At 48.1% G+C, this 23,522-nt stretch carries 22 protein-coding genes and 1 riboswitch; of the genes, 17 read left to right on the top strand and 5 right to left on the bottom strand.

Annotated features, from left to right (window positions below):
- Positions 1–163: 163 nt before the first annotated feature.
- The 3 genes from HF638_RS25370 to HF638_RS25360 all read left to right on the top strand — a co-directional run bounded on the left by HF638_RS25370 (position 164) and on the right by HF638_RS25360 (position 2,660).
- Complete coding sequence (locus tag HF638_RS25370; RefSeq protein ID WP_169482769.1) at positions 164–895, top strand: ABC transporter ATP-binding protein; 732 nt, start codon at positions 164–166, stop codon at positions 893–895.
- Between the two features lie 21 nt (positions 896–916).
- Positions 917–2,164 (top strand): ABC transporter permease, encoded by a 1,248-nt coding sequence (locus HF638_RS25365; RefSeq protein WP_169482768.1) that lies wholly within the window; start codon positions 917–919, stop codon positions 2,162–2,164.
- Positions 2,165–2,276: 112 nt separating this feature from the next.
- The gene (locus HF638_RS25360; RefSeq protein WP_169482767.1) at positions 2,277–2,660 is read left to right on the top strand and encodes a hypothetical protein; all 384 of its coding nucleotides are present in this window, start codon (positions 2,277–2,279) and stop codon (positions 2,658–2,660) included.
- Positions 2,661–3,025: 365 nt separating this feature from the next.
- On the opposite strand, the gene HF638_RS25355 is transcribed toward HF638_RS25360, so the two are convergent.
- Positions 3,026–4,297: a BaiN/RdsA family NAD(P)/FAD-dependent oxidoreductase gene (locus HF638_RS25355; RefSeq protein WP_169482766.1), complete on the bottom strand. Its 1,272-nt coding sequence runs from the start codon at positions 4,295–4,297 to the stop codon at positions 3,026–3,028.
- Positions 4,298–4,492: 195 nt separating this feature from the next.
- Between HF638_RS25355 and HF638_RS28940 the strand changes: the two genes are divergently transcribed.
- The 3 genes from HF638_RS28940 to nadE all read left to right on the top strand — a co-directional run bounded on the left by HF638_RS28940 (position 4,493) and on the right by nadE (position 7,792).
- On the top strand, positions 4,493–6,187 hold the full coding sequence (locus tag HF638_RS28940) for an ATP-binding protein (protein ID WP_169482765.1): 1,695 nt from the start codon (positions 4,493–4,495) through the stop codon (positions 6,185–6,187).
- Between the two features lie 221 nt (positions 6,188–6,408).
- Positions 6,409–6,843, top strand: coding sequence for a BrxA/BrxB family bacilliredoxin (locus HF638_RS25345; protein ID WP_017690788.1), 435 nt, complete (start codon positions 6,409–6,411; stop codon positions 6,841–6,843).
- 139 nt (positions 6,844–6,982) lie between these two features.
- Positions 6,983–7,792 carry an ammonia-dependent NAD(+) synthetase gene (gene nadE, locus HF638_RS25340; RefSeq protein WP_169482764.1) on the top strand — a complete coding sequence of 270 codons (810 nt, stop codon included), beginning with the start codon at positions 6,983–6,985 and terminating at the stop codon, positions 7,790–7,792.
- 158 nt (positions 7,793–7,950) lie between these two features.
- Here nadE and HF638_RS25335 read toward each other — a convergent pair whose 3' ends face one another.
- Positions 7,951–8,766, bottom strand: coding sequence for an alpha/beta hydrolase family protein (locus HF638_RS25335; RefSeq protein WP_169482763.1), 816 nt, complete (start codon positions 8,764–8,766; stop codon positions 7,951–7,953).
- A 250-nt stretch (positions 8,767–9,016) separates the two neighbouring features.
- On the opposite strand from HF638_RS25335, the gene acpS reads away from it, so the two are divergent.
- Together acpS and mutY are read left to right on the top strand one after the other, a co-directional pair.
- A complete protein-coding gene (gene acpS, locus HF638_RS25330; RefSeq protein ID WP_169482762.1) occupies positions 9,017–9,415 on the top strand; it encodes a holo-ACP synthase in 399 nt (132 codons plus the stop codon).
- A gap of 29 nt (positions 9,416–9,444) precedes the next feature.
- Positions 9,445–10,812 carry an A/G-specific adenine glycosylase gene (gene mutY, locus HF638_RS25325; RefSeq protein ID WP_169482761.1) on the top strand — a complete coding sequence of 456 codons (1,368 nt, stop codon included), beginning with the start codon at positions 9,445–9,447 and terminating at the stop codon, positions 10,810–10,812.
- Positions 10,813–11,128: 316 nt separating this feature from the next.
- On the opposite strand, the gene HF638_RS25320 is transcribed toward mutY, so the two are convergent.
- A complete protein-coding gene (locus tag HF638_RS25320; protein WP_169482760.1) occupies positions 11,129–11,740 on the bottom strand; it encodes a superoxide dismutase in 612 nt (203 codons plus the stop codon).
- A 416-nt stretch (positions 11,741–12,156) separates the two neighbouring features.
- Between HF638_RS25320 and HF638_RS25315 the strand changes: the two genes are divergently transcribed.
- From HF638_RS25315 to HF638_RS25280, 8 genes are all read left to right on the top strand, one after another.
- Positions 12,157–12,582 carry a GNAT family N-acetyltransferase gene (locus tag HF638_RS25315; protein ID WP_017690782.1) on the top strand — a complete coding sequence of 142 codons (426 nt, stop codon included), beginning with the start codon at positions 12,157–12,159 and terminating at the stop codon, positions 12,580–12,582.
- Positions 12,583–12,900: 318 nt separating this feature from the next.
- Positions 12,901–13,485, top strand: a complete 585-nt coding sequence (lepB, locus tag HF638_RS25310; RefSeq protein ID WP_169482795.1) for a signal peptidase I — start codon at positions 12,901–12,903, stop codon at positions 13,483–13,485.
- 171 nt (positions 13,486–13,656) lie between these two features.
- Positions 13,657–15,540 (top strand): tRNA epoxyqueuosine(34) reductase QueG, encoded by a 1,884-nt coding sequence (gene queG, locus HF638_RS25305; RefSeq protein ID WP_169482759.1) that lies wholly within the window; start codon positions 13,657–13,659, stop codon positions 15,538–15,540.
- Positions 15,541–15,555: 15 nt separating this feature from the next.
- Complete coding sequence (locus HF638_RS25300) at positions 15,556–16,587, top strand: HD-GYP domain-containing protein (RefSeq protein ID WP_169482758.1); 1,032 nt, start codon at positions 15,556–15,558, stop codon at positions 16,585–16,587.
- Between the two features lie 165 nt (positions 16,588–16,752).
- Entirely contained in the window at positions 16,753–17,016 is a 264-nt protein-coding gene (locus tag HF638_RS25295) for a YneF family protein (protein ID WP_017690778.1), read from the top strand.
- A gap of 236 nt (positions 17,017–17,252) precedes the next feature.
- Positions 17,253–17,846: a GTP cyclohydrolase I FolE gene (gene folE, locus HF638_RS25290; RefSeq protein ID WP_036668229.1), complete on the top strand. Its 594-nt coding sequence runs from the start codon at positions 17,253–17,255 to the stop codon at positions 17,844–17,846.
- A 196-nt stretch (positions 17,847–18,042) separates the two neighbouring features.
- Positions 18,043–18,897, top strand: coding sequence for a lipoate--protein ligase family protein (locus HF638_RS25285; RefSeq protein WP_169482757.1), 855 nt, complete (start codon positions 18,043–18,045; stop codon positions 18,895–18,897).
- Between the two features lie 70 nt (positions 18,898–18,967).
- Positions 18,968–19,192 carry a hypothetical protein gene (locus HF638_RS25280; RefSeq protein ID WP_036614132.1) on the top strand — a complete coding sequence of 75 codons (225 nt, stop codon included), beginning with the start codon at positions 18,968–18,970 and terminating at the stop codon, positions 19,190–19,192.
- 144 nt (positions 19,193–19,336) lie between these two features.
- On the opposite strand, the gene HF638_RS25275 is transcribed toward HF638_RS25280, so the two are convergent.
- Together HF638_RS25275 and HF638_RS25270 are read right to left on the bottom strand one after the other, a co-directional pair.
- The gene (locus tag HF638_RS25275) at positions 19,337–20,617 is read right to left on the bottom strand and encodes a Fe-Mn family superoxide dismutase (protein WP_169482756.1); all 1,281 of its coding nucleotides are present in this window, start codon (positions 20,615–20,617) and stop codon (positions 19,337–19,339) included.
- A gap of 203 nt (positions 20,618–20,820) precedes the next feature.
- Positions 20,821–21,846, bottom strand: coding sequence for an alpha/beta hydrolase (locus tag HF638_RS25270; RefSeq protein WP_169482755.1), 1,026 nt, complete (start codon positions 21,844–21,846; stop codon positions 20,821–20,823).
- A 359-nt stretch (positions 21,847–22,205) separates the two neighbouring features.
- Here HF638_RS25270 and HF638_RS25265 point away from each other — a divergent pair, with 359 nt between their 5' ends.
- Positions 22,206–22,949: an IclR family transcriptional regulator gene (locus HF638_RS25265; protein WP_169482754.1), complete on the top strand. Its 744-nt coding sequence runs from the start codon at positions 22,206–22,208 to the stop codon at positions 22,947–22,949.
- Between the two features lie 148 nt (positions 22,950–23,097).
- Positions 23,098–23,211: riboswitch (TPP riboswitch) on the top strand.
- Positions 23,212–23,522 lie beyond the last annotated feature (311 nt).

Here is a 23,522-nt window from a genome sequence, read left to right as displayed (position 1 = left end):
ATGAAAGTAATACGTTAGTATGTATTAATGTTAGTATGTAATAACATTATAACATGATTTGTAATTCAAAATGCTTAAAATGATCAAACACACAGCCCGCAACTCGATTACAATAAAACTAAAGAATGAAATAAACGCCTGATTAGAACAGGGAGTGAATGATATGGGAACGGAATATAAAAGCACGGAAGTACACGAGTCTATATTAGACGTACATATTACCGAGGCAGGATACGAGCCAGGACAATCGACCATACGCAATATTCGAATGAACGTGGCGCGAGGAGAGCTGGTGGGTATTATCGGACCGAATGGTGCAGGCAAAAGTACCACGATTAAAACGCTGCTGGGTCTGCTGGAACATGCCAAGTATGAGGTGACGATTGGGGGAGAGGGTCGCTATGCCTATATCCCGGAGCAACCGGTTTTTTACGAATACATGACCTTGTGGGAACATCTTGATCTTGCCGCAGCGGCGTATGAAATGGAGGAAGAAGCTTTTGTTGCCAGAGCGGAGGAGCTGTTGGTTCGTTTCGGCATGGACCACGTTCGGAACGATCTTCCGGCCAGTTTTTCAAAGGGCATGCGGCAGAAAATGATGCTGATGATCGGATTTCTGTCTTCGCCGGATATCTATATTGTGGACGAGCCGTTCATCGGACTGGACCCTCGTGCAACCAAGGATTTTCTAAAATTACTTGATGATGAACGTCGCCGCGGCGCGGGTGTGCTCATGTCTACGCATGTACTGGATACCGCTGAACGAATTTGCGACCGGTTTATTCTGATTGCTTCGGGCAGATCGGCTGCCGAGGGAACATTGGATGAAATCCGTGAAGTGGCAGGATTACCGGAAGCCTCTTTGTTTGACTGTTTCGATATACTGACGTCTTAGATAGAGAAAGGGTGAGAAAGGATGGAAACTTCCCAGCGTTACACACCACTTCGTTTATACAGACGGAGACGCAAAGAGCATTTCAGGGAACAGATGAAAAATCTCAGACTCGTAGTGGATTGGACGGTATGGGTATACCTGCTTGTTCCGGGTCTACTCTATCTGATTGGGTGGTACGCGAGTCTGTGGACCAAACCGTTGCCTGCATGGGCGACAGGATTACCGCTTCCCGTACTGACCGGGCTGATTGACGTCGTTATGCTTACCGGGGGTGTGTTGATATTTGTGGAGGAAGCGGATGTATTGTTTCTGAAATCAAGGCCGTTGTGGATGCGCACGTTAATGAGGCAAGGGCTCTACCGCGCCTGTCTGCAACATCTGGGCAAAATGATCCTGATTACAGCGCTGACCGCACCCCTGTGGTCCCGTGTCTATGAGATGTCGAATCTCCAGATTGCACTATTGGCTGTCTGGTTCGGTGCTGTAGCTTCATTCCAAGCCATAACACTACATATGACGAAGGTTCGAATTACAGGATGGCGACGCTGGATTCAGATGATCCCTCTTGTCATTGGCATAGGTTACATGACCATTCATGCGACATCATGGATGCATGGGCAGACGTGGAAAATCATATTTGGTGTCGGGGTGATCATGCTTCTTCTGATTACAGTCGGACAGATGAGGCTGTTGATGAAAGGAACGTTTGAAGGGGATGTACGGGAGGATCTGCGGAGCAGGCTGCAGCTTACAGCTCTAATGTTAAGCCGGGCGGTGAGCAAGCCGAAAGCCCCGCGAACAAGGTCCATCATCTTCCGCAAACCGCGTAAACTGCTGCGTAATCGTTCCATCGCGAATCGGACAGCGGAGATTGCATTCAAGGCATTTTTCCGAAACTCAGCTACGATGAAATTGTATTTGCAACTTGGCGGACTATCCATCGCAGCAGTCGCATTACCGCCTTTTCCGGTCAATGTCATCGTGTGTGCGTTATTAATCATCATGTTGACGGTGATGTTTTATCGTTCTTGGGATGTTTTTGCAACGTCGGACTATGTTCAGCTCATAACGTATGACTCGGAGGCGCTGCATCGTGCAGGTTCGATGATGGTTCGGATGTTGTTCATCCCGATTGGTATTCTTATGGGATTCACGCTGGGATTGGCCTGGCTCGGTTGGGTCGTCGGTATTCTAACAGCCGCAGGTGCGGTGGCCTTCGGACTCTGTGTGTTATCTATTGCTGGATGGGTCCGGCTGACCCGGGCCTAAGCAATTCCTTTCTAAGTCAGAGCATATCGTGCGCTATATCTGCCCATGCTATAGAAGAAGAATCTCATCTATGGGTGATGAGAGATTAGCTGTAGCAAGGAGGAAAGAGACGATGATGGATAATAGCGAACTACAGGTGCATTTCTCAGACGGTTCAGCGTTGAATGCCGCAAGGGCAACCTTGGAGGAGTTGGGATACAAGCCGTATCAGTCCGGCCCGCTGGAGTTGTATATCCCCACAGATCGCCAAGATCCTCAGTCTGCCGTAGAGATTGTACAATCTCATGGAGGAAGTGCCGTATTTTCCTCGCAAACGGAAGAGCTGGATCAGTTTCAGAATATATCGATTCCGGCTCATCTCGTGAATGAGGATTGGAACGGTGGTTATACGAGCGGAAATCAAGGGAGACAGTCTGATCAAGGTGGACATAACTATAGCGAGGACCCGACATACGATGATTCGGCGGATGGATTCTCAGGCAGTGTCAAAGCATAGAACGCAAAATTACAAGCTTAAGGGTGGTTTGATCCGCCTTTTCTAAAATGGAACAATGCTGAAAACCCCGATACTCCACGGATAGTGGATATCGGGGTTTTTGACATCTGAAACAATTCATCATGTGTATGAAGTGAGTAATACCTACTAGTGAGAGTTCGAAAAGTTCGGTTTTCAGTACCGAGAAGATGGAATGAAGCTAGAAATGGAGTAGCGGAGCGTAGGAAAACTACGTGAGCAACTACAATGTTTCTGAAGGAAACATACTTCGTAAGCATCAACCTATTTCGGCTGAATTTCATATTCGATGCTGATGATGCCATTAGGCATGATTCGTAATCAAAAGCGGACTTTTTGAACAACCTCTATTGTGATGTAGCGTGTTTATATTCTGCTGCATGCATACCAGCCGTATATCCCGTGGAGAAAGCAGCGGTGATATTATATCCTCCGGTGTAGCCGTGAATATCCAAAACTTCACCGCAAAAGAATAGTCCAGGCAGCAGCTTGGATTCCATTGTTTTTGGGTATATCTCCTTTAAGTGGATTCCTCCCCCAGTAACGAAAGCTTCTTTGAGTGATCTTGTTCCGTCTGCACGGAAGGTAAAAGCCTTCATTAGCCCGCACAAATTGCTTAACATGCCTTTGGGGAAATGGTGGAACGTGAGATCATCGCTGATCTCCGCGCGTTTCATCATTAATGGAATCATGCGTTCGGGAACCCATGTTTTCAGTATGTTTTTGACAGCCTTGCGGGATTCTTGTTCCAATACCTGTTGGACCTGGGTTTCCAATGCACCAGCGGACAGCTCAGGAAACAGATCAATGCTCATGATGACCTGTGGATTTCCAGACTTCATTTGAACCTTGCGGATAAACTGGCTGCAACGCAGTGCAACTGGCCCAGACACCCCAAAGTGCGTGAAGATCATATCTCCCCGATGGGAGATGAGGGGTTTTCCTTTGGCATCGATAACAGATAAAGCGACATCCCTCAAGGATAAACCTTGTAGTTCTTTGGATTGTATCCAACTCTCCCCAGACACAATAGGCACTTCGGTTGGATATAACTCCGTAATCGTATGACCAGCAGCTTCAGCCCAGGGATAACCATCTCCCGTTGATCCGGTTTGGGGTACGGATTTACCGCCAGTAGCGATAATAACAGAGCGTCCAAGGATGGTTTTACCTGAGAGCAATTTAACACCCTGTACCTGCTGACCGTTCTGAATGAGTTCCTTGACCGGTTCTTTGGTGCGAATCTCAACGCCGAGGGAGACGATTTTGCCTACCAATGCATCCACGACCGTTTTCGCTTTATCGGTTACGGGGAACATTCTGCCGTTGTCTTCTTCTTTCAGGGCAATTCCGAGATTCTCGAAGAAACGCATGATCCCCAGGTTGTCCAGATTCTGAAATGAACTATATAAAAAGCGGCCATTACCCGGAATATGCCGGATGAGTTCATCCGTTTCCTTGGCATTGGTTACATTGCACCGACCTCCGCCAGAGATGCCGAGTTTACGACCCAGTTGGTCTCCTTTATCCAGCAGAAGCACGGAGGCTCCATGCTCGGCAGCTGCAACGCAAGCCATCAGGCCCGCAGATCCACCACCAATTACAATGACATCATACATACGTTATTACCCTCTTTTTTCATTGATTTTGTCTGTTTTACGTAAAACGTGTCTACTCCTGCCTTTTTCTGAAATATAATGGAGTTACGGGCAGTTCTATTATGCAGTCTTAAGGGATATATTGTAATATACTGTCGCCTATGTTTTAATCAGAAATACATGAGGGAATGTGCAGGCAGAGGAGGAGATGGCATTGTGGTTGCGTTAAAGGACATTCTTTTACAAGTACTGCTGGCAGGGTCGGCGGTATTCCTGATTCCCTTATTCCATCTGGGGCTCTCCAGGCGGGCTATTGCCAAAATGGAACATGCCGGAACAGTACAAACCAGTTTTGCTGTGACAAGTGTCGCGAGCATGCTGCTGTGTTTGCTGTTTGCGCTTTATGCGAGTCCAGTGGCCGTACCCATATCATTAAGCATCGTACCTGTGATACTTGTTATTTTGTATTGTAAGTCCGCTATAGGCTTAACGCTGTCCATTCTACATATTCTCTTCTATTTTCTTTTTGCGCATCCCTATGATCTGTACGGATTTCTCCTTCATACGGGCATTCTTCTCTATCCTATTGTATGGTTGTCTGCCAAACGATTCAAGCATAATACATCTTCGCGCAAAATGGTGATTCTAATCACCCTGATTGCAATGGAACTGATTGTAACGAGCCTGTTGTGGATCGCATCCCACCAGAATGACCCCACATACTCTGCGACCTACATGATACTTACGGCACTTGGATATACTGCTGGAGCCATTGTTGCGGGCAGTCTGAGTCTGCTATGGCTGGAACGGATGAAACATTATCGTGGGCTGGAGCAGCATCTCTCTGAAGTTCACCACCAATACATAACGGAAACGGAGAAACTTCATCAGATTCTGAATGCAGTTCCTCTCTCGATAGCCACTGTAGATAAAGAGGGCACGGTCATGTTCGTCAATGAGATGATGGAGCAAACAGCGAGAGAACAGTTACCTTGTACCTCCACGCCTGATCTCATTGGACAGCCTGCCAGTCAATTTGTTGAACAAGGTCAGGCGGACAAGATGGACAAAAGCATTCGCAGAGCCGTCATTCATGGTGAGATTAGTGGATTGACCGTTCGTTACGGTGCTCACGTATTTCAGTCCCGAACCGTGCCAATCTATGCCTTTTCAACAGAGCCTGCCAGAGAAGTTACAGGGGCCATGCTAATTATTCAGGATATCACGGAGCTTGAGATGTTGCGAAGTGAACTGGATAATGTGGATCGCCTCAGTCTGGTGGGCCAGATGGCTGCAAGCATTACGCATGAGGTGCGCAATCCAATGGCGGTTGTGCGTGGCTTTCTTCAACTTATGCAGGAAAAGAGTCCTGAATCCATGGATCACTATTACCGAATCGTCCTGGAAGAGCTGGACCGGGCGAACAGTATCATTAATGATTTTCTGTCTCTGGCTCAGAATCGCGTTGCGGAGAAAGAGGAATCCCAGCTGCATGATATCATACATGAACTGAGTCCATTGTTATGGGCGGATGCGAATCTGCGTGGTCAGAGCATTGAACTCATGCTGGCACATGATGTGCCAAAGCTGCATCTCAATTCAAAGGAAATTAAACAGGTGGTGTTAAACCTGGCCCGTAACGGGATGGAAGCCATGAGTGAGAAGGGCGTGCTCACGCTGGAGACGCGGATGGTAGATGATAAGGTGGAACTGTGTGTACGTGACACAGGACCTGGTCTACCCAGAGTGAAGAAGGAAAAGCTGTTTGAACCTTTCTATACGACAAAAGCCAAGGGAACCGGACTTGGATTGTCCATGTGCCTGAGTATTGTGGAACGACATAATGGAACCATTACTGTGGAATCGGAGGAAGGCCAGGGCACGACCTTCAAAGTGGCGTTTGAACAATAGGCATTCAGCATATTTTGCCAGACAATGAGACATAATATTATGGAAGAAGCCTTTCCGCAGGCGGTTTCTGAATCTTGCTTTCATTGCTTATGGATGTATAATAGGAATAGCACATCATTACATCCATAATTTTCGATATGAGTGTAACGTTGTTTTGGATAGCTATTCGCCTCTAATTCTAACGAGATTATAGAACAACCATTTATAAGGAGTGAAACCGAATGTCGATGTCATTTGATCAATACATGAAAGATATGGTTCAACCGATGCGGGATGATTTAACTCGTCTAGGAATCCAGGAGTTGCGTACTCCTGAAGAAGTGGAAGCAAGTCTTCCGGATGCAAAAGGAACAGCGCTGGTTGTCATTAACTCTGTATGCGGATGTGCCGCAGGTCAATGTCGCCCAGGTGTGTCCCAAGCACTGCAGCACGATATTACACCGGATCACCTGTACACTGTATTTGCTGGTCAGGACAAAGAAGCAACTGCAAAAGCACGTGAATTCTTTGCACCGTATCCTCCATCTTCACCGTCCATCGCTCTGATGAAAGACGGAGAACTCGTTCACTTTATCGAGCGTCATCAAGTGGAAGACCGTTCTGCAGAGGATATTGCGGCTGATCTCAAAAGTGCATTTGACCGTTACTGCCGTTAATTCGCTCCAATAGAACGCCCCGCCCTTCGGATCACCGATGCCGGGGCGTTTCATTTTGGATAGATAAGGTTATTGAACCATTCGGACCTTTCAAGCTGGACATCAAATTTCATTCATTTAGAAACGGGGTGTGTGAACGATGAGTTTGCAACAACAGATCATCGCTGAATTGAAGGTTAAACCAAGCATTAATGAAGAAGAGGAAGTACGCAAGCGTGTTGATTTTCTGAAGACGTATGTGAAAAATGCGGGTGCCAAGGGCTTGCTGATTGCGATCAGCGGCGGTATTGACAGTGCAGTGGCTACGGCGCTTTGCAAACAAGCGACGGACGAGCTTACGCAAGAGAACAACCAAGAGTACAAAACGCTTGGTGTGTTCCAACCTTATGGTGAACAATCCGATATCGATCACAGCTACGCTGTAGCCAAAGCATACGATCTGAAGCATGTCGTGGAAACCAATATTGAAGATGCAGTGAACGAGATTGCGCTGGAAGTGGAGCAAGGCTTCAAATCCTTGGGCAGTCCACGCCATATGACTCACCAAGGCAAAGGTAACGTTAAGGCGAGAACTCGTATGGTTATGCAATATGCGCTTTCGTTTGAAGAAAACCTGCTCGTTGTAGGTACGGATCACGCGTCCGAAGCCATCACGGGCTTTTATACCAAATGGGGCGATGGCGCTGTGGATATCACGCCACTGAGCACTTTGAACAAACGTCAGGTACGCCAACTGGCAGCATATCTGAACGTGCCACAAGCTATTTTGGACAAGGCACCATCTGCAGGACTATGGGAAGGTCAGACGGACGAAGATGAGCTGGGGATTTCGTATGAATCGAACAGCGACTATCTTGAAGGCAAGCAGATCGATCCGGCTGCACAAGAGCGCCTCGAAGCGTTCTATACGCGTACACATCACAAACGCAATGCCATCCCTGGTATCTAATACGGTTGGATGAGCATGAACGTTATAAGCTGTTAAAGCCAATATTGAAATACCGTCCCTCTTAGGGAATGCAAAAAGAGTCACTGCTCAGGCAGTGACTCTTTTTTTGTATGGATTGAGGAAAAACAAATCCAGATGACTAATATATTAAAGATAAGTTAGCTATTCCAGTCTTTGATCTGTTGCAGGGTTTGGGTGATGGCTTGCTCCAGTTGCGGAGTGGTTTCTGTAAATGGATGTACCGTATTAAAGGTGTGATTCCCTTCAGGTATCTGGTGCCATGGGATATCAGGGCGGGCTTGAACCAGTGCGGTAGAACCGTCACGCAGACGCTGTGGATCTTCTGTTCCCTGAATGAGTGCGGCTCGCACAGGTGAAGAAGCCAAGCGGTCAATGATCGCGTAACGTTCGCTATGCTTGTCCAGGTCTTCCAGAATAGACACGTCGAGTGGCATCTGCTGGCCTGTACGTCCGTTAACGACATGGCTACGGCCATGTGTACGCATTTCTTCTTTTTGCTCCGCTGTGAAGAGATCCAGATTGGTTACCCCATTCCAGGAGATTACACCGGCCACCTGCTCGGGATGATCTAGTGCATAGACGAGACTTACGCCCGCACCGCGGCTATGGCCAACCAGGTATACAGGAAGTCCTGTGAGTTCAGGTTGTGTAGCCACATGTTCCAGTACCAGGGCCAGATCGGCAAGCTCCCGGCTGTAGGTATTCACTGCGAACTTTTCAAGTTCAGAGAATTGCTCCAGATATTCGCCGATACCGTTGTGAGAGAAATTAAAGGTCAGCACATGATGCGTCTGGCTTAGCTGTGAAGCTGCATAGGGGAACATGCCCCAGTCTTTGAAGCCTTTGTATCCGTGAGACAGAACGATGACACCTTGAGCGGGTTGTTGGGCAGGGAAAAAGTCTCCGCGAATGATCGCATCTACGTCAGTGGGCAATTCAAAAGTTATGGGCATTATTCAGACCTCCTAAGAATTTCAGACGATTCCTGATTCATATTTTAGCATATATGGTAATGCGGATAGGTACTCGCTTCTGATCGCCCCTCCTGCTACAATAGAATACGTGTTCGGAGAGTTACGGATCATGTGATCGAATGGAGATCTTTTACAATGCATGTTCAAAAAGAGCGGTTTTCAGTACCAAGAAGATGGGACTTTTTGAATAACCTCTTACAGTATAAAAGATTAAGCGGGTGAAGCGTTGATGATATATGGCATAGGCAATGATGTGCTGGAGATTGGGCGTATGCGCAAGCTGCTGTCCGGTCGCCATGCGGAAGCTTTTGTAAAACGAATTTTAACACCAGCAGAGCGAGAGATCGCGGCTCAACGAGGGAAGCGGATGACGGAGTTTGTATCCGGGCGATTTGCAGCGAAAGAAGCGGTGTCTAAGGCATTTGGCTGCGGGATTGGTGGCATTATGGGTTTCACTGACATTGAAGTGCTGCCTGATGAGACAGGACGTCCAGTTGCTTCGCTGTCCAGCCAGGCTTGGGAACGTCTGCAGCTGCCATACGACAAGCAGTATGACATTCATTTGAGCATTACGCATCAGACGGAACTGGCGGCGGCCTTTGCGATCGTGGAGCAGTTGGAGAAGTAGTTAGCTTGGCAATAGGAGAGGACGGAAATATGGGTTTACAGGAACAGAAACAACATTTCAGCGTGAATTTGCTGGACTGGTATATGGTCAACCGACGGGATTTGCCGTGGCGTCGCCACAACAATCCGTATTTCACATGGGTATCGGAGATTATGCTCCAGCAGACTCGGGTCGATACGGTAATTCCGTATTTCAATCGTTTTATCGGGAATTTCCCGACTGTGCAGGCGTTGGCGGAAGCACCTGAAGAGGATGTCCTGAAAAATTGGGAGGGTCTCGGTTATTACTCCCGTGCCCGTAATCTTCAGGCAGCCGCTAGACAAGTCATGGAGCTGCACGGAGGCGAGATGCCGCAGGACAAGCCGGCTGTCTTTGCATTAAAAGGGGTTGGCCCCTACACGGCCGGGGCCATTCTCAGCATTGCCTTCAACCAGCCGCAGCCTGCGGTAGATGGCAATGTCATGCGGGTACTGTCCCGATACTTCCTCATCGATGAGGACATTATGAAGGGCAGCACCCGGGTATTGATGGAAGAGCTCGCAGGAGAGCTCATCCCGGAAGGGCGGGCGCGTGATTTCAATCAGGCGCTGATGGAGCTTGGCGCGTTGGTTTGCACACCCAAAGCGCCGCACTGCCTGACTTGCCCGGTCATGGAGCAATGTTCCGGCCGCATCGCCGGAAGAGAGCTTACACTGCCGGTCAAGACCAAGGCGAAGCCGCCGCGCCCTGAGCAGCGGCTGGTCGCGATTGTGGAGGGCCGCGGTGCTCATCGCGGCCAAGTGCTTGTGCGCCAGCGCCCAGAGACGGGCCTGCTGGCCCGCATGTGGGAGCTGCCGCATGTGCTCGCGGCGCCCGTCGCAGCCAGCAAGAAGGCGGCGCCGCTGGCGGATGAGCCGGCCATGGCTTTGCTGGCCGGCAGTCTGTGGGCGGAAGGCTTCGCTGCCCGCCCGGAAGGGCTGGCTACCCATGCGGAGCATGTGTTCAGCCATATTGTCTGGAGCCTGCAGGTGTACAAGTGTACCGAGCAGGACCAGAGCAGTGAGCTTCCGCTGATCGCAGCGGAAGCCAGAGCCGCCTATGATGCACAGGCGGCAACAAGGCAAGGCGCAGCCTCATCAGCGGCTGTGTCACCTGAGTCAGCGACAACGCATTCATCGGAGCCAGGCACTCCTCATGCGCAGAACATCTCAACATCGCTTAACGATGGAGAGATGTTGATGTCATCATCTGACGTTAGTGACCTAGCACTGAGTACTACGACACTGACAGGTAAAGGCGATGGCTTGACCTATCGCTGGATCGGTCCGGAAGATATGGATAAGATGGCATTCCCCAACATATTTCTGAAGCTGATCAGCAGTTATTTTGCCGGAGCTTATGATCAAGTGAATGATTAAATGGAGGAGCTAACGAACTCCAGAGGTCTTATCATGTGGATATACCACAATTATAAATTCTAACGAACCTGAGTGACGTTATCATAGCCAAATCAACCCAAAAGTGCGCATCAAAGCCCGTATTTGGGGAAATAGCTACTCTGAGATTCGTTAGGTTCGCGATAGGATGAATTATGGAGCAATAACGTGTCCTGGGTTCGTTAGAAACAAAACACCCATTAACTATAACTATAGCGATAGCACAAAGAGAGCCTGATCACGGTCACGACGACCGAATCAGGCTCTCTTTTATGTTAACTGTTGCATGCTAACAATCTTATTTTGCAGAAGCGTAACGTTTGTTCACTTCATCCCAGTTGATTACATTCCAGAAAGCGGCGATGTAGTCAGGACGTTTGTTTTGGTAGTTCAGGTAGTAAGCGTGCTCCCATACATCCAGACCCAGAACCGGAGTCAGACCTTCGAAGAGAGGGCTGTCTTGGTTAGGTGTGCTAGTGATGGACAGTTTACCATCTTTACCAACTACGAGCCAAGCCCAGCCGGAACCGAAGCGAGTTGTAGCTGCTTTAGCGAAATCTTCTTTGAATTTGTCATAGCCACCCAGTTCGCTATCGATAGCTGCTGCGATAGCGCCTGTAGGAGCGCCGCCGCCGTTAGGTCCGATGATTTCCCAGAACAAGCTGTGGTTAGCATGTCCGCCACCATTGTTGCGAACCGCTGTGCGGATGCCTTCAGGTACGCTGTCAAGGTTAGCAATCAGATCTTCCAAGCTTTTTTCTTGCAGTTCAGGAGCGCTTTCCAGAGCTGCGTTCAAGTTGGTTACATAAGTATTGTGATGGCGATCGTGGTGGATTTCCATCGTTTTTGCATCGATATGTGGTTCCAGTGCGTCGTTAGCGTAAGGAAGTGCTGGTAATTGAAAAGTCATAATGAAATACCTCCTGAGATTTTAAGTTTTTTGAACAGGTACATATGTAATAATACCCTTGCCACTAATATTAAACCGCATTCGGGCTAATTAAGCAACATTTTTGTTTATTAAGTCCCCCGAAGTGTTGATCTAATGATGGGGTAGAGATAACAAACATATTTTACCCTTTATGAATATTTTTATGTGATTTTAGTAGAAATAAAAGCGGAAATATGAAGGATTACATTGTAAACGGTTACAATTAAGCGCTTTCAAAAGAAAATGCGTGTTTTATGGAGTAAAGTATGGTTTAATTGACGAAGAAGCGGTATTTTCTCGTTTTTTGTCATTATATGAACATTGGGTTTTTGGTAAAAGGGAAATCCTTTTTGTAAAAAACCTCATCTAAGCTAACGAAAAGGGAGATTTAAGACATGCACGTTCGTTCCTTTCAGTTGAGTGATGCAAGCCAGATGACGGAGCTTCTCCAGGTTGCACTATCGGAAGAGTGTTATGAGAACACGATGGGCCCGTTTGCCCGTCAATTGTCATGGGATTCTGACCTGATCATGGTTGCGGAAGAAGAGGGAGACCTCGTCGGCGCTTTGATTGGTACGATTGATCACAATCAGGGTTGCATCTATCGTATTGCGGTCCATCCAGACTATCGTCGCCGCGGAGTCGGCAAAACACTTGTCGAAGCCATGGAACAACGGTTCCAGCAGCGTAAAGTCAGCCAAGTATGGGTGGCGGGTGATGAGCACAACAAAGTAGCCATGCCTCTATATGAAGCAATGGGTTACGGTGCCAATCAGATTATGAGCGCTTTCCAGACTCTTAGTATTTTGTCCAAAGCTTAGTTTGCATGTTTAAAAAAAGAAATAAAAAAAAGATTTTCATTTCATATTAGGCATATCTCTTAACGTGTAAGAACGTGAGGGATATGCCTTTCTATTTATATGAGCGTTCTTCGCGTAATATTCGGTGTCTCCGAATTCGATTCAATCACTGCGCCTAACCCTGCTATATTTCACGATACCCAAGGTATTGGTGCTCATAACCAATTGTTTCACTCTCCCAAATGAAGTAGACTGAAAGGGAGTATGAACATTCATTCTACACGTTTAATTCAACTAATTGATAAACGAGGTGTCCCTTTGAATTCCAATAACCTTTCAATGGAACATGTGACTTCCGAGGAACGTAACGAACCGCCAAAGCCTGAACAACCGGGGAAATCCTGGGTAGCCGAGCTGTGGGACTGGGTCAAAACGATAGTTGTTGCTTTTGTAATCATGATGCTGCTGAACCTGTTTGTGTTCAACCTGTCGATGGTTAAGGGACAGTCCATGCAACCGACATTGGTTGAGCGAGATCGCCTTTTCGTTAACAAAATTGTATATCATCTGGGTACACCTTCCCGATCCGATGTGATTGTACTTCGTGATCCAAGTGAAGGCGTGGAGAAGAAGGATTTTCTGGTGAAACGGATCGTTGGACTTCCGGGAGATACAATTGAAGTTAGGGATCACCATCTATATGTGAACGGCGAGCAGCAAGCGGAAACGTATACTGATATTGAAGTGCAAGACCCGGATTTTGGTCCAATAACACTTCCGCCGGATCATTTCTTCGTGATGGGGGATAATCGTCATGAAGGTAAAAGTAAGGATAGCCGAGTGTTTGGCAGTATTACATCTGATGAAATTGTAGGCAAGGCTGAATTTATTTTCTGGCCGTTTTCTGAATTGAAGAAATTGTAAAATGATTACAGGACAACAACTTCAGCGCGCATTTTGCGTTAAACCATATAGACTCGTTCCGTTTGAATTCAAGTATGCAAGGCATATATAGAAATTAACGCCTGTCCTCTTACCGTGAGGCGGGCGTTCACTATTTACGGAATAAGTGTCGGAAGAAAAGAGGAAAGAGAAATGACGAGCGTACAGACCGGGGCAGCAAATGCAGCCTCCGTATGGGAAAAGTTAAAGCAGGAGATTAAGGCAGCTGGCCCCGGACTGGGCATTGATGATATCGGATTTGCTTCGGCAGAGCCCTTCGTAACGCTAAAATCCATACTGGAACAGCATCGGGCTAAAGGATATGAATCCGGATTTGAAGAGCCTGATCTTGAGAAAAGGGTTCGTCCCGAGTTGAAGGATGGCGAGCCTGCTTCACTCATAGCGATAGCCGTGGCCTATCCATCGAAGATGGTCAATCCGCCGAAGTCGGAGCCGGGAGCCTACCGTGGGATTTTTGCCCGCTCCGCGTGGGGTCAGGATTATCATCAGGTTCTGCGTACAGCGATGGACAAGTTGGTTAATTTTATAAAGGAACGCGTACCTGAAGCCATGATCGAAAGTATGGTAGACACAGGTGCGTTGGTGGATCGTGCAGTTTCCCAGCGTGCGGGAATTGGTTTTAGCGCCAAAAACTGTGCTATTATCTCACCCAAATTCGGTTCATGGATTTTCCTCGGGGAACTGGTGACGAATATTCCTTTTCAACCGGATACACCTGTGACCGAAGATTGTGGTGAGTGTACGAAGTGTATCGATGCCTGTCCTACAGGAGCATTAGTGGGGCCTGGACAGTTGAATTCACAGCGGTGTATTTCTTTTGTAACCCAGACGAAAGGGTTCGTGGATGAAGAATTTATGCTGAAAATTGGCAACCGTCTATACGGTTGTGATACGTGTCAGATTGTTTGTCCGAAGAACCGGGGCAAGAACTGGGATCACCATCCCGAGTTTCATCCCGATCCGGAGATTGTGAAGCCACTGTTGCTACCACTACTGGACATCGGTAACCGGGAATTCAAGGAACGTTTCGGTCAGAGCTCCGCCGCCTGGCGGGGCAAGAAGCCGATTCAACGCAACGCCGTTATCGCCTTGGGCAATTTCAAAGACAAAAGTGCTGTACCCAAACTTACAGAAGTATTAAAACGTGATCCGCGCCCCGAGCTGCGGGGAACCGCAGCCTGGGCGTTAAGCAGAATTGGAGGAGAAGACGCCATGAGAGCAATTGGGGAAGCTGCCGCTAACGAACAAGATGGGAACGTACTAAGCATGCTGCAGAAGGCCGAGGAGCGACTGAGTTCGTCCGAGACCTTACCCAAACAGCCACAGGCTGGGCAAGTGAGTGAGAAGCAACCAGAGGAACAGAAGAACAACGAGCATAATCCTATACAGGCGTTACAGCAGGATTTGAAAATGGAAGCCGCGACCGAACCGGGGAATGAGCAGTCTGGACAGCCTGTCAAACCGGAAGCCGCAGCGTGGAAACCTTCAGCAGTTACAGGGCTTCATGGCAAGCCTGTATACTACGATGAGGTACTGACACCGATTGGTACACTCACGTTATGCGCTACTGATGAAGGACTGTGTCACATTGATTTTGGCGCCTTTCACGTACGCGAAGCCCACCTGCAACAATGGGCCCGTACCTGGATTGGTGAGTATCGATATGAGAAGAATGAAGAGAAGCTCAGCGAAGCTGCAAAGCAGTTACAGCAGTATTTTGCAGGGGAGAGAAAAACGTTCGATTTGCAGCTTGATCGGCTTGGAACACCATTCCAGCTACAAGTATGGCAAGTTCTGTCCGATATATCTTATGGAGAGGCCTCATCACACCAACAGGTTGCGGAAATTATCGGCAGGCCCAAGGCTGTTCGTGCAGTTCTGGACGCCATTAGCAAAAATCCGATTCCGATTATTATTCCCTGTCACCGCATCAGCGGTAAAGACGGCACCCTGGTGGGTTATGTAGGCGGGCTGCAAACCAAGGAGCAATTGCTCGCATTGGAGCAGCAATCGTAAGAGCGGGGGACGTTCATGAAGTATGTAAACGTGGAGAGCGTGGAAGCGGGGGAGCTTCTGGGCAAGACGGTATATTCCAGTAACGGTACGGTACTGTTATCTGCCGGAGTCCAGCTCACCGTATATATGGTCAATACGCTGAAGCGTATTGGCGTGACCATGCTATACATCCAGGATGAAGCGTACAAAGATGTGGATACAGAAGACATTCTGGATGAAACCACGAAACGAGCAATAATTAATGAAATGAGTGTTACACTTGAAGCGGTTCGTTCCGGGAAGGATTGGAGTCCCAGAAAAGTCGCCCTCAGTATAGATAAGTTGCTGAATGATGTACTGAACGGGCGTGAACTGCTAGTGCAGCTCACCGATATTCGCACCAAAGACAATGCGCAGTATGTTCATGCGATGAATGTGTGTTTGTTGTCTTCGGTCATCGGAATGAATATGGGACTCAACTATAATCAACTGAAGGATCTTGCTGTGGGAGCACTGTTACATGATATTGGCAAAGTGGGGGAACCTCCCGGCAGTAGTTCTGCCGCCAATTCTTCGCTGCATCATACGTGGCGTGGATTCGAAGTGATTAAGAACAAGCGAGAGTTTAGTCTGTTGGTCGCTCATACAGCCCTGCAACATCATGAGCATGTAGATGGTACAGGCATGCCGAGAGGGATCAAGGGGAGTGACATTCATCTGTTTGCTAGAATCGTTAGTGTGGCTAATATCTATGATAATCTCATTAATGGTTTATCCAAGGACAGTTTGATGCCACATGAGGCCTGTGAAGAGATGATGGCGTTGTCTGGTACGAAGCTGGATCGGGACATTCTGATTGAGTTCAACAAGAGTGTATCCGTGTATCCCAATGGTACAGCTGTGAGGCTGTCCACTAAAGAGACTGGAGTCATTGTTCGTCAGCATCGGGGATTGCCAGGCAGACCTGTAATCCGAGTGGCGCGCGGTAGTACGCGTTATTCACTGGATGTGGTTGAAATTGATCTGGCTCAGCATACAACCGTTTTCATTGAAGCTGTCATGACGTAGCTTGTGTGCGGTTCAACTGGAAAATCCGTTTGCTCAAGGCGTGCGGAAATGCTATGATACTTTCAGGAAATCCGCTCTGTGTCAGGTTTGCAACATGTGTGTCGAACATCATGAAGTGACACGGATTATCAGGCTTTTTAGAATGCATACAGAGGTGTCTAAGAGATGGATATTGTTATACCGATTATTACATTGATTGTTGGTCTGGTCGGGGGATTTTTCATCGGGGTGTTCTACTTGCGTAAACAACTTGAGAAAATGCAAAGCAATCCGGACATGCTTCAGAAAATGGCGAAGCAAATGGGCTACAACCTGAATGGCAAGCAAATGCAGCGTGCCCAGCAGATGATGAAGAATCAGCAGCCAGGAGCAAAAATGCCTCAGCCGCAACAGCATCCTGCGCGTAAAAGTTCGGGCCGCCGAAAATAATAGCAGTGAATAACTGCTTAAAGTGCGTGTTCAAAAAGTTGGGTTTTCAGTACCGAGAAGATGGGATGAAGCTAGAAATGGAGTAGCGGAGCGTAGTAAACTACGACGTGAGCAACGGACATTTCGGCTGAATTTCATATTCGACGTTGATGATGCCGTTAGGCATCAATCGTAATCAAAAGCGTACTTTTTGAACAACCTCTTAAAGTATGTGGTTCGAAAGGAGGCGTTCGGCAGTGGCTGGCGTTAAAGATTATTTGAATTCAAAAGTATCCGACAATCGGGAGAAGATCGAGTATCATGTAGAGCAGATCCTGAAATTGATCGGAGAAGATAGTACACGTGAAGGGCTGCTTGAAACGCCTGCACGTGTGACCCGAATGTATGAAGAGATTTTTGGCGGATATGAAGTAGACCCGCGCGATGTGCTCGGTGTTACTTTTGACGAGAATCATGAAGAACTGGTTATCGTCAAAGATATTGTCTATTACAGTCAATGTGAGCACCATATGGCGCCGTTCTTTGGCAAGGTGCACATTGGGTATGTACCAAGCGGCAAGATCGTCGGTCTGAGCAAAATGGCTCGTCTGGTCGAAGCGGTAACACGTCGCCTGCAGGTTCAGGAACGCATTACTTCACAGATCGCTGACATTCTGACAGAGGCCGTTGAGCCTCACGGAGTTATGGTCGTGGTGGAAGGCGAGCACTTGTGCATGTGTTCCCGCGGCGTGAAGAAACCGGGAAGTAAGACGGTAACGTCTGCTGTACGTGGTTCTTTCCGTGAGAATCCGGCACAACGTGCGGAGTTCTTGTCTTTGGTGAAAGATTAAGATCAGGTATGTCCACTCGTTGGACAAGCCGGATGAGCAGGTTCCTTTGGTTTTGGAAGCAGCAGTTTCTAAGCCAGAGGATGTGATATAAATAAGCCGTGTTCCCTGGGGAACCGGCTTATTTATATATGGCGTTTTTTTCACTCCTATATATACTGAATACATACGAATTCGTTAAGCCGGAGGTAATGGAACGATGAGTGCACCTTCCCATTCAGATCAACCGGTTCAGCCGGAAAAGGGACCACAAGCGGATAAACAAGCTACATTGCGTCTGCAAATCTGGGAGACACCGCTCATGCAACAAGGCAGTAGTGTGCTCGAAGCTTTTGCATGGGAAGAAGTCATGTGCAGGCGGGTTGGGGCAGGGCATTTGCCTGTTGCACATATATGGAGGCACCCAGATGCCTTTGTAGCGGGTCTGCGTGACCGCAGGTTGCCACAGGCTGTAGAAGCGATGGAACAGATAAGAAGCCAAGGCACAGCGGTCTGTGTTCGTCCTTCCGGTGGAGCGGCGGTACCCCTGAACCCAGGGGTAGTCAATGTGTCGCTGATTCTGCCTAACCCCGGACATGCCATCAATATTCGTGATGATTTCCGGGAGATGGCTTCGATTATTGCCGAGTCGCTAACGCCGTGGTCCAATCAGGCGCAGACAGGCGAAGTTCAGGGTGCATTTTGCCCGGGGGATTATGATGTCAGTGTAGGTGGCCTGAAATTCTGTGGTATTGCCCAGCGCAGGCAGGCCAAGGCGTATATCATTACGGCTTTTATCATCGTGGACGGTCAGGGTGATCAATTGGCAGCAGATGTGCGACAATTCTATCAGCATGCAGCAGGCGGGGCGAGTGAAGGATATCCCGATGTTCAGCCTGGCACGATGGCAAGTCTGAAAGAATTGGCAGGTGTACCTTCAGCTGCGGCATATACGGCGGCGTTGGTTCGAACACTGCGCGATCGCTATCCGCAGGCGGAGACCAGCAGGGTGCTTAGCGTTGGCTCTGAAGAAGTACGCCTGACAGCTGAGCAGATGAAGCTGCGCTACGATTAGCATTTTTTAATAGGGCTTGGAATTGGTTAATAGAGATGATATGATGTGATTTCGGAAGGAGAGTGTTAGGATGGACACATTGAGATATACGTATTTATATGAGGTTGTATCAACAGGCGAAAAATCCGAGTTCAGCCAAATGGCAACAAGCAAGGAAGAGGCTGCTGCACTGATCGTTGCACGTATAGCTGATCTGGAGTTTACAGATGAGTCTGATATCAAGCTGGGCGATCTGATCTCCATTAGCAAACAGGTTGGCGACAACTATGTGGCGTGCGAGGGCTGTGCTTCTTAAGTGAACATTTAGAAATATGAAGTCTCTCAAAATACAAGCAAGTCTCTTTTACAGGAGGCTTGCTTTTTTGTATGGCCAAAAAGAGATATCTTTCAGTCATTCGGCTGGAGATATCTCTTTTTTCTAAGCCATCTAATCCCAAGCTTAATAAGGCGGCCACAACAGCTTGCGTGCAGTTTCGTACCGCTCGGCCACAGCTGGCCAGTAGACCACATTCCACCAGTCTTCAATATACTTTTTGCGTTCGTTCTGATGCTTCAGATAGTAGGCGTGTTCCCACACATCCAGTGGCAGGAGAGGAACGATGTCGGACTGGGACAGGTTCTGGTGTTTTTCCGCCTGCAAAATCTCCAAACGGTGTGCTCTCGGGCTCCAGACAAGCATCGCCCAGCCACTGCCTTCCACTTTGTTCGCGGCTTCCGTGAATTGATTCTTGAAGGCTTCATAACTGCCGAAATCCCGCTTAATCTGCTCTGCGAGCATACCGGAAGGTTTACCCCCGCCAGCAGGGTTCATAATCGTCCAGAAGATCGTATGCAGATAGTGACCTGCCCCGTTAAAGGCGAGTTCACGTTCCCAGTGCTTGATGAGTTCAAAGTTATTCTTTTTTCGCGATTCCGCCAGCTTCTTCTCCGCTACATTTAGTCCGTCCACATAGGATTGATGGTGTTTGTCATGGTGGATACGCATCGTCAGCTCATCAATATGCGGCTCCAGCGCATTGTACGCATAGGGGAGGGGCGGCAGTGTGTGACCACCAATGGGAACCGGCTTTTCTTTGACGGGAGGTGAGGTAGAAACAGGCTGGCTCGAAGCACTTTCGCTGGGTGAAGGCTGAAGTGCTGCGGATTGGATCTGAGCTGAAGCAACAGGTGCATTTACATTTCCCTGTGGGGAAGTTGGAGTTTCTGAAGCTTGGCGATGGACGCTTCCTGACCCTGAGGCATGCAACGCATTTTCCAGCAAAAGTGATGGCTCGGAATCCGTTTCTCGCAAGATGCCAGGTTGACCGAGCGTATCCAATACCCCCAGAAAATACTCCGATTCGCGGATAAAATGCAGAATGAGTACTTTGGCAAGCGGAACAGCTTGCACAGCAGCACTTTGCTCCAGAAGAACATACAGCTGTTTGATGAACTCCCTCGATTGCTGACGAGCTGCCGCCACAAGTTGATCGATACAACGAATGATGTAAGGAGCGGGTGGATGGGTTGCGGGCAATAGTTGTTTTAAAATCTGATTCGCTACTCGCTCACTGTTTGCAAAGATAGCCTCCCATTCCTCCAATAGCTTGACGTATGCGGGCTCCAGATCAGGAACCAGTGCACGAATAACGAGCGTATGTTCTTTCTCCTGCTCTTTCCAGAAACGAATTTCCTCCAATATTCGCAGAGGCAGCAGGTGACCATATTCATACCAGTTCATATCGCGAGACCTCCTTCAGATGAAATTCAAAAATGCAAAAATAGTTCATACAGGTAACCTAATCCGACAGGTGATCTATGCGTTCAGACCGTCTGTTCATGCGTCCCAAGAGTATATTCCGATAGCCTGTTGTCCTATGAGTGCAAAAAAAAGAGCCCCTGAGGGCTCTGGAATCAACGAAAAATTCGATGATTGAAATTTGGTTATTGTCCACTATTCGTGTTTTGCACATCGTCACTGCTTGTCTTCGTTACATGACTCAGGAATGTAGAGACACGACGAAGGTATTCTTTTGGATGCTCCCGGAAAATAAGTTCATGATGCGCGTCCTGGACAATCCATACATCCGAGTACGGATTAGTCTGGTTGGCAGCGAGCTGCTCTGCAATCGGGTAAGGTGCCTTCTCGTCCTCCGTACCATGGATGAAGAAGATCGGGAATGGATAGTCCTCTTTCTTCACTTCCTGATACGGAATCTGTTGCAATCCGGTACCATTCAGAACAGGGAACAACAGTTTCATGATCTCCAGTGTAGGCTGACGCGGGAGATCGATCTGGTTGTGAATGTTGTGGTACAGCGTATCTGGCTCCAGCAGGAACGCACTGTCCAGAATCATTGCATCCACTTCCTTCGTAATAAGTCCGGTTTGTAACGCTGTACCGGCACCCATCGAGAAGCCCCAGACAACCAATTCCTGCGCACCGCGTTGCTTGGCAAACTGGATCGCGCCCAGCAATTGCTGTGACTCAGCTTTGCCACCTGTGGCTACAGCTTTATTCACCTGGGAGGCGAAGCCATAATCGAACATCACCACGTTGAATCCGAGTTGATGGGCATAGTGGGCCAGATCGTACATGGGTACCCATGTTTCTTCACGATTGGCACCATAGCCGTGACTGAAAATAATCGTTTTGCTCGCGGCATTGTCAGCAGGAATATACCATCCTTGCATCGTTCGACTGCCATCTGCTGCCGGGAACGTGATGTCTTCATACTTCATGTTCTTGGCTTGCATCGGATTGGAGAAGACGGGTGCTACCGTTGGATTGGATAATACCCATGCGATATAACCATGCAGTGCAATAAAACAAAACAGTAGAAAAAATACAACGGAGAGCAGCAACGCTACGATAATATGTTTGAACCGAATCAGCCTCGGTGATAGCGAAGAGGGCAGATCGGACACTTTTGTTTGCAGCGGGGCTTCGCTCTGGGATGTTGGATACATGAATGCCCCTCCTTTGAAGTTCAGTTGAAGATAACAACGACATGAAAAGAGAATTGTGTCTATTTCAGAACCTGCTTCAGAGCGATATCTTAATGTAATATATCTTTATCGTATGTTCCAATATAGTCAAAGTCAATTGATTGAGGGCATTTGTTACGCAATTGTTATATAGTTCTTAAGATATATGGGTAACATTACCTTAGTGTGTAAATTACAGGGGATTAAGTCTTATAAAAAGGAAAAATTTACACTATAACCTCTTCGGGTATTGGCTCTTTTTGGTTTACAGATGAGACCGTTTCTCATATAATTTATGTAACCAAGTTTCATGTGATGAAACATGAGGAGGGCATTATGCCATGGAAGATCGAAAGTTAACCGTCCGGGCTGTGGAACGGGCGCTGGATATATTATTATGTTTTACCACACGCAGTGATCTGGGACTCACCGAAATTGCCAGCCAGATTGGTTTGCACAAAAGTACAGTGCATCGCCTGATGGCGACGCTGGAGGATCGAGGATTTGTCATCCGGGATGCGGCAACGGAGAAGTACCGACTTGGCATCCGAATCTGGGAGCTTTCAGCTCATATGTCCCGCAGTGATGATCCGGCTATTCTATTGCTGCCTGCGATGGAACGACTGAGAGATCGATTGGGGGAGACGGTAAGTCTGTATCTGCGTGATGGCAGTGAACGGATTCGGATTCAGGCTGTGCAAAGTGATCAGGCGATCCGCCGTGTCGCTCCCGTCGGCGTTAGACTCCCGTTGTCTGTAGGAGCTTCCAGCAAAGTCTTGATGGCGTTTGCCACGGACGATGACCGTGAAGAACTGATGAACGGGCCAGAATGGCCGGTGTTTATTGATCCGGCGGTGTATTTGGCGCAGATGGGAGACATCCGGGATAACGGATATGCCACAAGTTATGAGGAACGTGAGCCGGGGGCTGCCGCGGTATCGGTACCGATTATGGATCGTAGAGGCAATATTGCAGCTGCCCTCTCGGTCTCAGGGCCTGTCAGTCGACTTTCGCAGGAAACATTGCATGAATATGCGCCTGTATTAAAGGAAGCAGCTACGCAGATGGGGCTCATGTTATCCTGATGTTGATGTAAGGTTCGTCTCCAATGGAGTTGATCATTTGGAATATAAAGGTTGTTTTTATGTTCCGGTTGCGCTACTCTGTTATGGACGGCCCAGCGGGGCCAGCTTCATTGAATATGAACGGCGGCATGTGTATGCCGCAACTTGTTAACGTTACTGGGGGAGTCCGAATTGTCCGGACTGAGACGGAATCGCATGAGATTCCGGACCCTTTGCACCTGATCTGGATCATACCAGCGTAGGGAAGTAATCGGCGATATGACCACAACCACCACATGATGTGACCCTTGTAGTCTCCGTTAAGGAGCTGCATGAAGGTGCATTATTGGTGATGGACATTAAAAGTCGGTTCCTTCGGGGACCGGCTTTTTTATATACAGTGAACGGGCGATATAGCGCGGATTTTATGGGCTTCTTTTTCAATAACCTGCGAAAGTGGGCTTGGATGAAGAGAGAAGTCACCATAGATCCATGATCTGTGGTAACCTCCGTTCTGTTGTTAACTGTACATGAATGATGTCTCCTCTGGTCTGGCGTAGGATCGCTCTTTCTTCTCTGCATTGCGCATGATTT

The organism is Paenibacillus sp. SZ31 (genome assembly GCF_012912005.1).
Taxonomy (GTDB): Bacteria; Bacillota; Bacilli; order Paenibacillales; family Paenibacillaceae; genus Paenibacillus.
The sequence above is the reverse complement of the archived record's forward strand: the minus strand, read 5'-3'. Positions and strand labels throughout refer to the sequence as shown.